At 70.8% G+C, this 15,561-nt stretch carries 13 protein-coding genes; 10 read left to right on the top strand and 3 right to left on the bottom strand.

Annotation, left to right across the window (positions count from 1 at the left end):
- Positions 1-18 precede the first annotated feature (18 nt).
- The 4 genes from DOE79_RS09775 (at position 19) to DOE79_RS09760 (ending at position 4,036) form a co-directional block, all read left to right on the top strand.
- The gene (locus DOE79_RS09775) at positions 19-1,713 is read left to right on the top strand and encodes a circularly permuted type 2 ATP-grasp protein (protein ID WP_120338339.1); all 1,695 of its coding nucleotides are present in this window, start codon (positions 19-21) and stop codon (positions 1,711-1,713) included.
- Entirely contained in the window at positions 1,707-2,636 is a 930-nt protein-coding gene (locus DOE79_RS09770; RefSeq protein ID WP_120338338.1) for an alpha-E domain-containing protein, read from the top strand. The genes DOE79_RS09775 and DOE79_RS09770 overlap by 7 nt, the downstream gene beginning before the upstream one ends.
- On the top strand, positions 2,633-3,475 hold the full coding sequence (locus tag DOE79_RS09765; protein WP_120338337.1) for a transglutaminase family protein: 843 nt from the start codon (positions 2,633-2,635) through the stop codon (positions 3,473-3,475). Before DOE79_RS09770 ends, DOE79_RS09765 begins: the two co-directional genes overlap by 4 nt.
- 99 nt (positions 3,476-3,574) lie before the next feature.
- The gene (locus DOE79_RS09760; RefSeq protein ID WP_120338336.1) at positions 3,575-4,036 is read left to right on the top strand and encodes a MarR family winged helix-turn-helix transcriptional regulator; all 462 of its coding nucleotides are present in this window, start codon (positions 3,575-3,577) and stop codon (positions 4,034-4,036) included.
- A gap of 258 nt (positions 4,037-4,294) precedes the next feature.
- Here the strand turns inward: DOE79_RS09760 and DOE79_RS09755 are convergent, their stop codons facing one another.
- On the bottom strand, positions 4,295-5,827 hold the full coding sequence (locus DOE79_RS09755) for a helix-turn-helix transcriptional regulator (RefSeq protein WP_120338335.1): 1,533 nt from the start codon (positions 5,825-5,827) through the stop codon (positions 4,295-4,297).
- 205 nt (positions 5,828-6,032) lie between these two features.
- Between DOE79_RS09755 and aceA the strand changes: the two genes are divergently transcribed.
- The 3 genes from aceA (at position 6,033) to DOE79_RS09740 (ending at position 9,906) form a co-directional block, all read left to right on the top strand.
- Positions 6,033-7,406 carry an isocitrate lyase gene (gene aceA, locus DOE79_RS09750; RefSeq protein WP_120338334.1) on the top strand — a complete coding sequence of 458 codons (1,374 nt, stop codon included), beginning with the start codon at positions 6,033-6,035 and terminating at the stop codon, positions 7,404-7,406.
- 46 nt (positions 7,407-7,452) lie between these two features.
- Complete coding sequence (aceB, locus tag DOE79_RS09745) at positions 7,453-9,237, top strand: malate synthase A (protein ID WP_120338333.1); 1,785 nt, start codon at positions 7,453-7,455, stop codon at positions 9,235-9,237.
- A gap of 105 nt (positions 9,238-9,342) precedes the next feature.
- The gene (locus DOE79_RS09740) at positions 9,343-9,906 is read left to right on the top strand and encodes a GNAT family N-acetyltransferase (protein ID WP_120338332.1); all 564 of its coding nucleotides are present in this window, start codon (positions 9,343-9,345) and stop codon (positions 9,904-9,906) included.
- A 96-nt stretch (positions 9,907-10,002) separates the two neighbouring features.
- Here the strand turns inward: DOE79_RS09740 and DOE79_RS09735 are convergent, their stop codons facing one another.
- Positions 10,003-11,433, bottom strand: coding sequence for a cryptochrome/photolyase family protein (locus DOE79_RS09735; protein ID WP_120338331.1), 1,431 nt, complete (start codon positions 11,431-11,433; stop codon positions 10,003-10,005).
- Complete coding sequence (locus DOE79_RS09730) at positions 11,430-12,428, bottom strand: NADP-dependent oxidoreductase (protein ID WP_245977256.1); 999 nt, start codon at positions 12,426-12,428, stop codon at positions 11,430-11,432. The genes DOE79_RS09735 and DOE79_RS09730 overlap by 4 nt, the downstream gene beginning before the upstream one ends.
- A 432-nt stretch (positions 12,429-12,860) precedes the next feature.
- On the opposite strand from DOE79_RS09730, the gene DOE79_RS09725 reads away from it, so the two are divergent.
- The 3 genes from DOE79_RS09725 (at position 12,861) to DOE79_RS09715 (ending at position 15,561) form a co-directional block, all read left to right on the top strand.
- Entirely contained in the window at positions 12,861-13,433 is a 573-nt protein-coding gene (locus DOE79_RS09725; protein WP_120338329.1) for an alternate-type signal peptide domain-containing protein, read from the top strand.
- Positions 13,434-13,554: 121 nt separating this feature from the next.
- Positions 13,555-14,163, top strand: coding sequence for a hypothetical protein (locus DOE79_RS09720; protein ID WP_162942695.1), 609 nt, complete (start codon positions 13,555-13,557; stop codon positions 14,161-14,163).
- Positions 14,164-14,259: 96 nt separating this feature from the next.
- Positions 14,260-15,561 (top strand): RICIN domain-containing protein, encoded by a 1,302-nt coding sequence (locus DOE79_RS09715; RefSeq protein WP_120338327.1) that lies wholly within the window; start codon positions 14,260-14,262, stop codon positions 15,559-15,561.

Here is a 15,561-nt window from a genome sequence, read left to right as displayed (position 1 = left end):
CTCGACTAACATCCAGTCATGGTTGACCTATTCAGTGGCTACGGCGCTACCTCCGCACCACCGCGCGAACGCGGACAGGCTTCGGCCTGGGACGAGATGTTCCCCGATCCGTCATCGCTGTCGCCCTCCGAGGCCCGTGCGGCCTACAAAGACGTCTACGGTGCGCTCGCCCGGATGACGCAGGAGGAGTTGCGCGGTCGCACCGACGCGCTGGCCAGCTCGTACCTGGCGCAGGGGGTCACCTTCGACTTCGCCGGGGAGGAGCGGCCGTTCCCACTCGACGCCGTGCCCCGCGTCATCGAACAGCCAGAGTGGGTGAATGTCGAGGCCGGCATCAAGCAGCGGGTGCTGGCGCTCGAAGCGTTCCTGGCCGACATCTACGGGCCGCAGGCGGCCGTTCGGGATGGGGTCATCCCGGCCGGCCTGATCACCTCGTCCAAGCACTTTCACCGCCAGGCGGCCGGGATCGTGTCGGCGAACAACGTGCGAATCCAGGTGTCCGGAATCGACCTCATCCGGGACGAGGTGGGGGCCTGGCGGGTGCTCGAAGACAATGTGCGGGTGCCCAGCGGCGTCAGCTATGTGATCTCGAACCGCCGCGTGATGGCACAGACCCTGCCCGAACTGTTCGTATCGATGCGGGTGCGCCCCGTGGGCGACTACCCCAACAAGCTGTTGCAGGCCCTGCGCGCGTCAGCGCCGGCCGGGGTCGACGACCCGAACATCGTGGTGCTCACACCGGGCGTCTTCAACTCGGCCTACTTCGAGCACACCCTGCTGGCCCGGCTGATGGGCGTCGAACTTGTCGAGGGCCGCGACCTGTTCTGCTCCGGCGGCCGGGTGTGGATGCGCACCACGGCGGGCCCGACCCGGGTCGACGTGATCTATCGCCGGGTCGACGACGAGTTCCTGGACCCGCTGCAGTTCCGCGCCGACTCCCAGCTGGGCTCGCCCGGCATCCTGATGGCAGCCCGCCTGGGCAACGTCACGATCGCCAACGCCGTGGGCAACGGCGTCGCGGACGACAAGCTCGTCTACACGTACCTGCCCGACCTGATCAAGTACTACCTGGGCGAGGAGGCGATCATCCCGAACGTCGACACCTGGCGGCTGGAGGACCCGCTCGCGCTCGAGGAGGTGCTCGACCGGCTCGACCAGCTCGTGGTCAAGCCCGTGGACGGCTCCGGCGGCAAGGGCCTCGTGGTGGGCCCGGCTGCGTCGAAGGCCGAACTGGAGACGCTCCGGCAGCAGCTGCTCAAGGATCCGCGCGGCTGGATCGCGCAACCGGTGGTGCAGCTGTCCACCATCCCGACTCTCGTCGAAGACGGCATGCGCCCGCGGCACGCGGACCTCCGCCCCTTCGCGGTGAACGACGGCACGGATGTCTGGGTGCTGCCTGGCGGCCTCACCCGGGTGGCCCTGCCCGAGGGCGAACTCGTGGTCAACTCCAGCCAGGGCGGCGGCTCCAAGGACACCTGGGTGATCGGGCTGGAGCCCGACTTCCACACCCGCACCTCGGCGCACGACATCCAGGGACTCGTGGCCGACCAGGCCGCGAACACCCAGTCGATCTCGATCATCCCCACCCGCAGCGTCGACCACAATCCGCAGGACACCCCGCCGGGCGGCGACCAGGACCAGGAACAGCAGCAACAACAGCAACGCACCACGCCCACGGCATCCACCACGGGAGAAGGGACCCTCGAATGCTGAGCCGCATCGCCGAGAGCCTGTTCTGGATCGGCCGCTACATCGAACGCAGTGACGGCACCGCGCGCATCCTGGATGTGCACCTGCAGTTGCTGCTCGAGGACCCGTGGATCGAGGAGAACCTCGCCTGCCGGTCGCTGCTGCACCTCATGGGCAGCCCCGTGCCGTCGGACCGGGACCTCACCCGCAAGGACGTGCTGGCGACCCTCGCGGCCGACCGCACGCATCCGGCCTCGATCGCCTACTCGCTCGGCGCCGCCCGGGAGAACGCCCGGCGGGCCCGGGAGATCGTCTCGACCGAGCTGTGGGAGTGCCTGAACACCACCTACACGAAGATGCCCAAGAACATCGCCAGCGCCAAGACCCACGATTTCTTCGGCTGGGTGCGCGAGCGCGCGGCGCTGGCCGTGGGCATCGTCGAGTCCAGCGCCAGCCGGGACGACGCCTGGCACTTCTTCACCCTCGGCCGCAGCCTCGAACAGGCCGATATGACCGCCCGGCTGCTCGCGACCCGCTCGCTGACCGAGAACAGCGGGCCGTCGTGGACCACGATCCTGCGCTCCTGCGGAGCCTACGAGTCGTACCTGCGCACCTACCGCGGCGTGCCGTCGGCCCGGAACGCGGCCGAATTCCTGCTGCTGGACAGGCTGTTCCCCCGGTCGATCGTCTTCTCGATCTCCCGGGCCGAGCAGTGCCTGCAGGAACTCGAACCCCGCACCGACCGGGTGGGCGTGTCCGACTCGTCGCAGCGCATCCTCGGCCAGATCCGCAGCCAGTTGGAGTACCGGCCCATCATGGAGATCCTGGGCGACCTGCCGAAGCACATGGACATGGTCCTGGACGCCACCAGCACCGCCAGCGAATCGATCGGGCAACGCTACTTCCCGACCAGTGCGGTGCCGACCTGGACGGGAGAGGCCTCATGAAGCGCCTGCGGATCCGCCACACCACGGGCTACCGGTACGAGGGTGAGGTGGCCACCTCGTACAACGAGGCGCGGATGCTGCCCGTCACCTCGCCCGAGCAGTTCGTGCTCTACTCCAACCTCGACATCAGCCCGGTGTCGAGCAACCACAACTACCTGGACTACTGGGGCACCCGGGTGTCGTCGTTCGAGGTGCTCACCCCGCATGCCGAGCTCACCCTCACCGCCAACAGCCTCGTGGAGGTGTCGCCGCGGGAGCACCCGGTGCATCCGGTGAGCTGGGACGACCTGGCCACCGCGGTGGCCCGGTCGACCTCGTCGGTCGAGCACTCCTGGCAGACGCCGCTGACCGAACCTCCGGCGGATGTGGTCGCGAGCGCGCAGGAGATCGCCGGGCGCCTGGACCCGTGCGACGCCGCCCTGGCGATCTGCCGCTTCGTGGGCGAGAACATGGCGTACGTGCAGGGTGTCACCGGGGTGAAGACCAACGCCAGGGAGGCCTGGGCCGACAAACGCGGGGTCTGCCAGGACATCACCCATGTGGCGCTCGGGGCGCTGCGCGCGGTGGGCATCCCCGCCCGGTACGTCTCCGGGTACCTGCACCCCAAGCCGTTGGCCGAGATCGGCGAGACCGTGACGGGTGAATCGCACGCCTGGGTGGAGTGGTTCTGCGGCGAATGGCGCGGCTACGACCCCACCAACCTCATCGACATCGGCGACCGGCACGTGGGTGTCGGGCGTGGCCGCGACTACAACGACATCGCGCCGCTGCGCGGGGTGTATGCCGGCACCGGCGGGTCGCAGCTCTTCGTGAAGGTGGAGATCACCCGGGAGTCGTGACCAGGGACCGCACCGGACCGCGACCTTGCCTAGACTGGTAGTTGCAAGCGCGTTGTACTTGCGTCTTTCAGGAGTGACCAGGGCAGGGGAGCTGTACGGATGAGCATCGAAGACGACGCCGTCGAGATTCGCGCCCAGGGCTGGCGCACCCTTGCGGCTCTGCACGGCCGCATCGAGACCGTGCTGGAGCGCGCCCTGCAGGGCGGGTTCGATCTCTCCGTGGTCGAGTTCACGGTGCTCGACGCCCTCAGCCGCCAGCACGGCTGGCACATGCGGATGCAGCAGCTCGCCCGCGCCGCCGCGCTCTCCAGCAGCGCAACGACCCGGCTGGTGAACCGGCTGGAGGACCGGGCGCTGCTCACCCGCATCCTCTGCGCCGACGACCGCCGCGGCATCTACACCGAACTCACCGAGGCCGGCAAGGCCCTGCTCGCCCGCGCCCGCCCGGTCTACGACGAGGCACTCGCGGATGCGCTGGCCGACGCCGAGGAGGAGCCGGAACTCGGCCCGCTCGTCGACGCCCTGCACCGCCTGCCCGACCTGGCCCGCGCCACCGCCTGATCTGGCCCGCGCCACCGCCTGATCTGGCCCGCCCTCCCGGCCGCCTCCGTGGGCCCTCGCATCCGCCCCAGGCCCAGACTTGCCCTTTTTTGCTAGTGCGCGACCCTCGCGACTAGCAAAAGTGGGCCACCCTCGTCAGGCCCCGTGGTGACTTGCCCGAATCTGCTAGTGCAGGGGGCTGCGCACTAGGGAAAACGGGCCAGTCATGGTTGCGGGGCGAGGGCAGGCGGCGGGGCGAGGGCAGGCGGCGGGGCGAGGTCAGGTGGGGTGGGGTGAGTCAGTCGGGGCGTGCGCCTCGAGGAACTGGTACACCTCGGTGGGGTCCACGCCGGGGAAGGTGCCGGTGGGCAGCGCCGCGAGCAGGCTCGTCGGGGTGCGGGCCACGGGCCAGGACTGGCCTTCCCAGCGGCCGGACAGCTCATCGGGCGCCCGCCGGCAGCAGGACTCGTCCGGGCAACGGGACACGGCACGGTTGGCGGTCTCCCGGCCGCGGAACCAGTTGACGTGGGCGAACGGCACCCCGACACTCACGGAATAGTCGCCCTCCTTGGCCTTCTCGATGCGGGAGGTGCACCAGAAGGTGCCCGCCGGCGTGTCCGTGTACTGGTACCAGGGGCTGAACCGGTCGGGCACGTCGAAGACCGTGCGCGCGGTCCAGCTGCGGCAGACCGTGCTGCCCTCGACCGCGCCCAGGGCATCGCTGGGGAATTGAACGTCGTCGTTCTCGTAGGCCTTGATGATGGTGCCGGATTCGTGCACCTTCATGAAATGCACCGGGATGTCCAGGCGCGCGGTGGCCAGGTTGGTGAAGCGGTGCGCCGCCGTCTCGTAGGAGACCGAGAAGGCATCCCGCAGGTCTTCGAGTGAGATGCGGCGGGCCGCCTTGGCGTCGCTGAGCATCCGCAGGGTGTCGGTTTCTGGCAGCAGGATGGCCGCGGTGAGGTAATTGGTCTCCACCCGCTGTCGCAGAAAATCGGCGTAATTTCCCGGCTCGGCGTGGCCGCAGAGGTAGCTGGCGAAGGCCTGCAGGATCGGCGAGCGGCTGTCGCGGGAGGCCGCCTGCTCGGTGGGCAGATAAATTCGACCGTTCCGCTTGTCGGTCACCGACCGCGTGGAGTGCGGCAGGTCGCCCACGTAGTGCAGGGTGAAACCGAGGTGGGCGGCCATGTCGGCCACCACCTGGTGCGACACCGGGCCGCCGGAATGACCGACCGCGGTGAGCAATTCGAGCGCCTGAGCTTCGAGTTCGGGGAAGTAGTTGTCGCGCGCCCGCATCTCGGCGCGCAGCTGGGCGTTGGCCCGCCTGGCCTCCTCCGGAGTTGCGGCGCGCTCGCGGTGCAGCCGCTCGATCTCGTTGTGCAGGGTGAGGATGGTCTGCAGGGTCTCGTCGGGCTGGCCGGGCCCGACCCGGAAGCGGGGCAGGCCCAGGGCCGTGAAGACCGGCCCGCGCTGGGCACGCTCGACGGCGATCTCCAGGGCCGCGCGCGGGCTGGGCGCGTCGGTGCGGAGCAGTTCGTCGACCGTGGTGTCGAGCGCGGCGGCGATCAACCGCAGCATCGACAGCCGGGGTTCACGCTTGCCGTTCTCGATCATGGAGATCTGCGACGGCGCCCGGTCGACGGCCGCGGCCAGGGTGTCCAGGGTGAGGCCGAGCCGGTGCCGGCGGTCCCGCACCCGGCGGCCCAGGGTGAGCGCGTCGATGCCCGCCTCGGTGTCCGGGGAGCCGGCCGGCCCCGCGAGCAGGTCGGCGGAGGGGGCGGTGGAATGGGCGGGGCGATCGACGGTGACCATGTGCTCATGCTCACACGCGGCGATTGTTCACACAACCGGAAGAACTCGTTTTCTTCTTATGTGTGGGTGCCCGGCCGGCGCGGGGTCGGGACTCAGAGTGGGTGCAGGCAGCAACCGGGAGGGACTTTTCCCGGGCAGCCACCGAACGGCAATCCGTGAATCCGCAATCCGTAAATCCGCACTGTCGCAGACCGAGGAGAACACCATGACGAACCCCACCGCAACCGGCCCCGCATCCGGCCGCCCCGCATCCCGCCCCGGCGACCAGACCCAGACGGCCGCCGAGCTCGCCCTGGAGTGGGCCGCCGACCCCCGCTGGGAGGGCGTGCGCCGGGACTACACCGCCGCGGACGTGATCGCCCTGCGCGGCGCCGTGCGGGAAGAGCGCACCCTGGCCCGCCGCGGCGCCGAGAAGCTCTGGGACCTCATCCACCAGAACGGCACCCCGGAGAACCCCGAGTGGGTGGCCGCGCTCGGCGCCCTCACCGGCAACCAGGCCGTGCAGCAGGTGCGGGCCGGGCTCAAGGCCATCTACCTGTCCGGCTGGCAGGTCGCCGCCGACGCCAACCTCTCCGGCCAGACCTACCCCGACCAGTCGCTCTACCCGGCGAACTCGGTGCCGGCTGTGGTGCGGCGGATCAACAACGCGCTGCTGCGGGCCGGCCAGATCGAGGGTGCGGAAGCCGTCGCATCCGGTGCCGACGCCACGACCAACGGCACCGGCATCGACTGGATGGCGCCGATCGTCGCCGATGCAGAGGCCGGCTTCGGCGGCCCGCTGAACGCCTACGAGCTGATGGCGTCGATGATCGAGGCCGGCGCGGCGGGTGTGCACTGGGAAGACCAGCTGGCCAGCGAGAAGAAGTGCGGACACATGGGCGGCAAGGTGCTCGTGCCCACCGGCCAGCATATCCGCACCCTGAACGCGGCCCGGCTGGCGGCGGATGTCGCAGGGGTGCCCACGATCATCATCGCGCGCACCGATTCCCTCGCAGCCACCCTCATCACCAGCGACATCGACGAGCGCGACCAGGCGTTCCTCACCGGTTCCCGCACCGCTGAGGGGTTCTACGACACCGCGAACGGAGCCGACGTGGTGATCATGCGCGGCCTGGCCTACGCGCCGTACGCCGACCTGCTCTGGGTGGAAAGCAGCGAGCCCGACCTCGAACTCGCCCAGCGCTTCGCCAAGGAGATCCACGCGCAGTTCCCCGGCAAGAAGCTCGCCTACAACTGCTCGCCGTCGTTCAACTGGAAATCCCACCTCGACGACGACCAGATCGCCGCGTTCCAGCGCGAGCTCGCGGCCTGCGGCTACGCCTTCCAGTTCATCACCCTGGCCGGCTTCCACGCCCTCAACCACTCCATGTTCACCCTGGCCAAGGACTACTCCGAGCGTCAGATGAGCGCCTACGTCGACCTGCAGGAGGCCGAATTCGCCTCGGAGGCCGACGGATACACCGCCACCCGCCACCAGCGGGAGGTGGGCACCGGCTACTTCGACCGGATCGCCACCGCGCTCAACCCCACCAGCGCCACCCTCGCGCTGGCCGGATCCACCGAGGCCGAGCAGTTCTAGCCGGCCCCGCCCCGACATTCGCATCGTTTCGAAGGAGAAACCGATCATGACCACACCACCGTTGTCCACCGCTCCCGGCACTGCTCACCGGGTCTCGACAAGCTCGACCACCGGGACTGGCTCGACCACCGGGACTGGCACACCGAGCGCACCGCGCCCCGCCCGGGCGTTCGGGGAGACCAGCACCGGGAGTTTCGCCACCATCCGCCCGCACCTCGAGATCACGGGGGAGCTGGGCGACCGCTACGACGAGATCCTCACGCCGGAGGCCCTGGAGTTCCTCGCCGAGCTGCACGACAGGTTCGCCGGCACCCGGCACGACCTGCTGGCCGCCCGGCTGCAGACCCGGGTGGATGCCGCGAACGGCCGGGATCCGAGATTCCTGCCGGAGACGGCGCACATCCGGAACGACCCCACCTGGCGGGTCGCGGGCCCCGGGCCCGGCCTGCAGAACAGGCGGGTGGAGATCACCGGCCCGACCGATCGCAAGATGGCCATCAACGCACTCAACTCGGGTGCCAATGTGTGGCTGGCCGACCAGGAGGATGCGACCAGCCCCACCTGGGCGAACGTCATCGAGGGGCAGCTCACGCTGGCCGACGCCATCCGCGGCGCGCTCACGTACGACGGCCCCGACGGCAAGGCGTACCGGGTGACCGGCGCGCCGGCCGACCGGTTGGATGGCGCCCGGCCGGGGACGACGCCGACCATCGTCATGCGGCCACGCGGCTGGCACCTGGTGGAGAAGAACCTCACCTTCGTCGACCGGGCCAACCGACGGATGCCGGCCTCCGGCAGTCTGGTGGACTTCGGCCTGTACGCGTTCCACAACGCCCACCGTCTGATCGATCAGGGCAGCGGGCCGTACTTCTACCTGCCCAAGCTGGAGAGCCACCTCGAGGCGCGGCTGTGGAACGACATCTTCAGCCACACCGAGGACCACCTGGACCTCGGCCACGGCAGCATCCGGGCCACCGTGCTGATCGAGACCATCCAGGCCGCGTTCGAGATGGAGGAGATCCTCTACGAGCTGCGCGACCACTGCGCGGGCCTGAACGCGGGGCGCTGGGACTACATCTTCAGCATCATCAAGACGTTCCGCGCCCGGGGCCGCCGGTTCGTGCTGCCCGACCGCCGGGAGATCACCATGACGGTGCCGTTCATGCGCTCGTACACCGAGCTGCTTGTGGCCACCTGTCACCGGCGCGGAGCGTACGCGATCGGCGGGATGAGCGCGTTCATCCCCAACCGGCGGGACCCGGCCGTGACCCAGCGGGCGCTCGAGCAGGTCGCCGCCGACAAGCGGCGCGAGGCCAGGGACGGCTTCGACGGCACCTGGGTGGCGCATCCGGACCTCATCCCCACCGCCAGGGCCGAATTCGACGCCGTGCTCGGGGACCGGCCCCACCAGCTGGAGCGGACCCGCGAGGACGTGCACGTCACCGCGGCCGACCTGCTGGATGTGGCGTCGGCCGGCGGCCAGATCACCGAGGCCGGGGTGCGCGACAACGTGCGCATCGCCCTCCGATACATCGAATCCTGGCTGCGCGGCGTGGGCGCGGCGGCCATCGACAACCTGATGGAGGACGCCGCCACGGCGGAGATCTCCCGGTCGCAGGTCTGGCAGTGGATCCACGAGAACTCCGCGCTCGCAGACGGCCGCCGGATCGACGCGGAGTGGGTCGCCGGGCTGGTCACAGAGGAGGTGGCGGCGCTGCCGCGCACGCCGGGAGACCGCTTCGACGACGCGCTCGAGGTCTTCCGGGCTTCGGCGCTCGAGCCGGAGTTCCCGACCTTCCTCACCGTCGCCGCGTACGCCCGCTACCTGTAGGCGCCAGGCCTATCGGAACGGCCCCGCCGGCACCCCGGCAGGGTCGTTCCGGTGCGGCCGCGAGCGGCGTTTGCGTGCCGCCGGCCGGACTGTGAAGCTGGACCCATGATTGATTCACTGCCTGTCACGCCAGGCGCGCAGGCGCGAATCCGCCCGGCCGGACCCGACGAGGCCGCCGCGCTCGCCGAGCTGGCCGCCGCCACCTTCCCGTTGGCCTGCCCGCCGCACACCAGTGCAGAGGCGATCGCCGATTTCATCCGCACCGTGCTCTCCACGGCCAACTTCGAGTCCTACCTGACGGACCCCGATCGGCTCCTGCTCGTGGCCCACGACGGTACGGGCACCCTCACCGGTTACACGATGCTGGTCTTCGGCGAACCAACCGACGCGGATGCCGCCGCGGCGATCCGCATCCGCCCCACCGTCGAACTCAGCAAGTGCTACCTACGCTCAGAGGCGCACGGCACCGGAACCGCGGCGGCGCTGATGGCGGCTACGTTGAGTGCCGCCCGCGAACGTGGCGCCGCCGGCTCGTGGCTGGGCGTGAACGAAGAGAACGACCGTGCCCTGCGGTTCTACGGCAAGCACGGCTATGAGCGGGTGGGAACCAAGCACTTCCTGGTCGGCACCCGCTACGAAGACGACTACGTCCTCGAGCGCGCCCTCTGACCCGCCGCCCCGGCCAACTGTTGCCGAAGCGGACTTCTGCGCCCGGCGCACCGGACGCATTTGTCCGCACGGGGAGCGGTTGTGCCGGGAGTGCGGCTAGGCGGGGGTGGGGCGGGCGGCCTTGACCTGCTCGTAGGCGGCGAGGGCAGCGCGGCGGGTCTCGCCGAGGTCCACGATCGGCGCCGGGTAGGCATCCGTGCCCCACTCGGGCACGTTCTGCCGCACGTACTCGTTGTTCGGGTCGAACTTGGCCGCCTGCAACTCGGGGTTGAACACCCGGAAGTACGGCGCGGCATCCGCCCCGGAGCCGGCGACCCACTGCCAGCCGAACGGGTTGCTGGCCGGGTCGGCGTCGACCAGGGTGTCCCAGAACCACTGCTCGCCCTCGCGCCAGTCGATGAGCAGGTTCTTGATCAGGAAGGACGCCGTGACCATGCGCACCCGGTTGTGCATACTGCCGGTGCGCCAGAGCTCGCGCATGCCGGCGTCTACTAGGCGGAAGCCCGTGCGGCCCTGCTGCCAGGCCTGCAGGGCCCGCTCGTCCAGCGGCGGCCAGGGGAAGGCGTCGTAGCCCTGGCGCAGGTTCGCCGTGGCCAGGTCGGGCGCGTGGAACAGCACGTGATACGCGAACTCACGCCAGCCCACCTCGGTGAGGAAGCGCGTGGCGCTCGTGGCGGCAGCGCCGGTGAGGCCGCGGCGGGCCACGTCGGTGGCGTGCCAGATCTGGTGCGGGCTGATCTCGCCCCAGCGCAGGTGCGGCGAGAGCCTGGAGGTGGCCTGCTGGGCCGGCTGGTCGCGTTCGGTGCCGTACTTGGGCAGCGCCTCGTCGAGGAACGTGGCGAGGGCTTGCTGCGCCGCGCTCTCGCCGACGGCCCAGGCCGAGCGGAGGCCGGCGGCCCAGTCCGGATGCCGCGGCTCCAGCTCCCAGGAATCCAGAGCGTCGGAGGAAAGGCCGGCGGCGGCATCGTCGAGGGCGCCGGGCGCCGGGTAGGGCGCCCGGGGCGGCGGACCGTTGGTGCACGCCCGCCAGAACGGGGTGAACACGGTGTACGGGGTGCCGCCGCCGGTGCGGATGGTCCACGGTTCGAAGAGCAGCGAACCCGCGAAGCTGTGCGCCACGATGCCGGCATCGGTGAGCCGGGTCTTCACCGCGGTATCGACATCCCGCTCGGCGGCGCCGTAGCGCCGGTTCCAGAACACCGCACCGGCGCCGAGCTCGTCGACCAGGGCGTCGATCACCTCGCCGGCCAGGCCGCGGCGAAGCAGGAGCCGGCCGCCGATTGCGGCGGTGTCGGCCGCGAGCGAGGTGAGGCTCTGGTGCAGCCACCAGCGCGCGGCGCCGCCGAGCGGGCGGATGCCCGGGGACACCTCGTCGAGCACGTAGACGAGGAGCACGGGACGGCCGCGTTCCACCGCGGCGGTGAGGGCCGGGTTGTCGCCGAGGCGGAGGTCGTCGCGCAGCCAGACCAGCGAGGGCCCGTCGGGCCGGGCCGGGCTGGGCGCGGAAGCGGCGCCAGTGCCGGTCATGCGGCGCTCTCGTCGACGTCGGACACCCGCAGCACGATCTTGCCCCGGGTGTGCCCACCCTCGAGGGCCCGGTGCGCGGCGGCGCCGTCGGCCAGGTCGAAGACCTGGTCGGTGTTCACCCGCACCGTGCCGTTGTCGATCAGGGTGGTGATGGTTTCGAGCACCCGGGCGTCGGCGGCGACCTTGTAGCCGGTGGCGCGCACGCCCGCCGCTGCGGCTTCGGCCTGCATGGTCGGCCAGCTGCCGGTGGGCGCGTTCACGAGCAGCCCGTCCGGCCGGAGCACCTTCAGCGATCGCGTCCCGGTCTGATCGTGCACGTTGCCGATCAGGTCGATCACGCTGTCGATGTCCTGCAGCTCGTCGTCGAACCGGGTGGTGCTGTAGTCGATCACGGCGTGGGCGCCCAGGCGGTGCAGGAACTCGACCGACGCCGTGGACCCCGTCGCGGTGACGTGGGCGCCCAGGTGCCTGGCGAACTGCACCGCGAAGTGGCCGACGCCGCCGCTGCCGGCGTGCACGAGCATCCGCTGGCCGGGTGCCGCACCGGCGAGGGTCACCATGCCCCACGCGGTGAGGGCGGCGAGGGGGATGCCCGCGGCCTCCACATGGCTCACGGCGACGGGCTTGCGGGCCACCGACATGCTCGACACGGCGACATACTCGGCGTAGCTGCCCGCGATGCGCGGCGGCCGGGCCATGCCGTACACGGCGTCCCCGGGCTGCAACGGGAAGGTGTCATAGGGGGAGCGCACGACGATGCCGCTGAAATCGTTGCCGAGCACCACGGGGAAACCCGGGATCGCGGCGGCGGCGCCCGACCCGGCCCGGGTCTTGGCGTCGATGGGGTTGATGCCGGCGGCGAGCACACGGATCAGCAGCTCATCGCTGACCGCCACGGGCACGGGCAGCTCGGTGAGATGCAGTTCCTCCGCACCGCCGGTGCGGTCGATCACGAGGGCGCGCATGTGCGGGGGCAGGGCCGGAGAATGAGGCATATTCCTATTCTGCGTCACGGACGGACCGGGTGCGCAGGTGCCGACACCCGGGCGGGGCGGCCGTATGGAGCGATGTGACCAGCACCATCGGCCGGTCCGCACCATCGGTTAGCGGTTGTGCCTCAGTTTGGGGGTGGGAAACCGGCCATTGTGCCCACTGCTGGGGGAACGGGACACGCGCCGAGTGCGCCGGGCGAATCTAGTGTGGAATCAGGAAGAGAAGCCGGGTGTCACCGTGGCCTCGACCTCTACCCGCCGCAACTCATCGTCAGTTGCCCCGTTCGGTCTTTCAGGCATCCCGAGCTCACCGACCCCGCGCCCGCGTGCGTCGCGGCCGGTCGGTTCGGTGTGCCCGCGTGCCGGAAGGTGCTGCGCGCCCGCCGAATGGCAGGCGGAACCCGACGCCTGGACGGCCGTCGTGAAAGGGAAATCATGAACAAGCTCCTGAAAGGTACGATCGCCGGTGTCGCCGGTGTGGTGCTCCTGCTCGGCGGTGCGGGCTCCTTCGCCCTCTGGAATTCCGCAGCGACCATCGGCGGCGGGACCATCGTCGCCGGCACCCTGGACGTGGTCTCCTCGACCACCGCCGGATCCTGGACCGTCAACGCAGGCGCGCCCCGGGCCAGCATGACGGGGTTCAAGATCGTCCCCGGGGATGTGCTCGTGTACACGAAGGGCCTGAGCATCACGGCCACGGGTGACAACCTCGTGGCGACGCTGGGAGTGGACCTGGCCTCCATCGCCCCCTCCTCGCCGTCCGCGCCCGCGGATATCGCACTGGCCGCCTACCTCGGCAAGACCGCCACGCTGACAGCCACCGGAACCGGGATTTCGACGGGAGCGGCGCCGTACACGGTGACCGCCGGAACCGCCGGGGTGTCGCAGGATGTCACGGTCAACGTCACCATCACCTACCCGAAGAGCAGCACGGCAGGCTTCGAGAACTCCTCGAAGCTGGGCTCGGTCAACCTCGCCGCCCTGGCGGTCACACTCACCCAGAAATAGCGCCGACCGTCGCGGCCGACATTGATATCCCCCGGAGAAACGAAGGGCGGTTCGAATGCCTCCGACAGCAGGCGCGAGCGGTCCGTCGGTGCGGACGCGCCGACCCCACCCCGGCCATCGGATGGCGCGGCCTGCCTGGCCGCGCCGCTCGCCCCGCGCGCATCGGCCGGCCCGGGCGCCCGTCCTCGTGCTCACCGTCGCTGTCCTGGCCGCGACCGTGCTGGGTGTGTCGGCGGCCGGAGATTCATCTGCGTTCCTCACGGCGCGGGCGTCGACCGCCGCCGCCCCGACCGTGATCACCTCGGGCACGGTGGCGTTGAGCGTGTCCGCATTGTCGATGCCCACCACGGCGCTCTACCCGGGCCTCACCCTGTATGCGGCCGTCACCGCGACCAACACGGGGGACGTGCCGCTCCTGCTCGGCGTGGCCGGCCTCACACCGCCGAGCGCCGCCACCGCTTCGAATGCCCTGTCCCAGGCTCTCATCGTCGGCCTCGGCGCGGCCGACTCCAGCGCGGCGTGCGCAGCCGGCACCGCGACCCCGGCCTGGCGGGGATCGTTTGCCCAGGCCCAGGCCCAGGCCCCGGCCGGCCTGCTCGGAGTGACCCTGGCCGTGGACGCCTCGCGCACCCTGTGCGTCTCGGTGACCTTGCCGGCCACCGCCCCGACGGCGAGCCAGGGGCAGTCGTCGACCGGCTTCGCCCTGCGCATCACCGGAACGCAGGCCTGACCCATGACCAGCCGGGCAGCGCCGAACAGCGAGCGTCGGATCCTCCGCCCTGGGCGGCGCTCTACCCGCACACGGCAGGCCGGCGGGCATCGCGGCGTGCGCGGCCTTCGCCGCACGGTCCGACCGGTCCCGGTCGCGCTGACCGTCATTCTCGTGTCGGCCTTCCTCGGCGGCGGGCTCGGTGCCGGTGCCGGCGCGGCGCGGGCCGGCTGGACGGCCCCGGAGCGCCCGGCGACGGCATCCGTCACTGCGGGCACTCTCGGCGTCACTCTGTCGGGGTTCGCCGCCCTACGGACGGTCTACTCGTCGGCGGCGCTCGCGGCGACAGCGCCGGTGACAGTGCGGAACACCGGCAGCGTGCCGGTGCCCTACACGCTCACCCTCGCGTCCCCGGCCGTGACGGCTCTCGCGACCGCGGCGTCGGTGCGGGCCTGGCCCGTGGCGACGGCAGCGGCCTGCACGCCGGCCGCTGCCGCGGCCGGCACACCCGGTCTCACCTGGGTCACGGTCGGGCCCCTGACAGGAGTGCTGGCGCCGGGGGCGAGCACCGTCTACTGCATGCGCAGCTCCGTGACCCAGGCCCAACGATTCGTTCTTCTGCGCGGCACCGTCACGGTGACGGCGACACTCATCGCCGGCCAGGGCACCTGGACCAGCACCGCGACCGCGAGCGCCGCACAATCCGTGGCCGACACCCTCACGCCCGGGGCGCCGACCGCGACCGGGGCTACCGACTCGAGCGTCACTCTGGGCTGGGCGGCTCCGGCCGATACGGCAGCGGTGACCGGGTATCGCATACTGCGCGATGGGGTCGTCATCGGGACGGTGCCGGCGGCGACCCGCACCTTCACCGACTTGGGCCTCACCGTGGCCACCGGGCACAGCTACACCGTGCAGGCTGTCGACGCGGCCTTCCCGGTCGACGTCTCGCCCGCGTCGGCGGCCAGCATCCTCAGCACGACGGGCCCGACCGCGACGGGCTGGTACTCGATCCGGAACACGACCAGTCAGCTCTGCGTGGACGGGGAGGCGGCCGCCGACGTGGAGGGCACCGCCCTGATCAGCTTCCCCTGCAAGACCGTGGGCGCAAGCAACCAGAACTGGCAGTTCGTCGCCACCGGGGTCCACGTGCGGGTTGCGGCCCGGTACGCCCCCACCCTGTTCTGGGACAGCGCGAACACCAATGCGTCCATCCTGCGCGGCACGGCCAAGACCAGTTCGCAGCAGTGGACTGTCGTGGAGATCGCGCCGGGCAGCGGCACCTTCCTGTTCCGCAACCGCAACAACATGTGCCTGGATGTGACGGGCGGTACGACGGCGACGGGAAACACCCAGCTGCGGGTGGCGAGCTGCGACGCCTCGGCCCATCAGACGTTCACCCTGACGAACGGAGGCTGA

This window comes from Cryobacterium soli, from assembly GCF_003611035.1.
GTDB classification, from domain to species: Bacteria; Actinomycetota; Actinomycetes; order Actinomycetales; family Microbacteriaceae; genus Cryobacterium; species Cryobacterium soli.
Note: the sequence above shows the minus strand (reverse complement) of the source record. Positions and strands in the feature narration are given on the sequence as shown.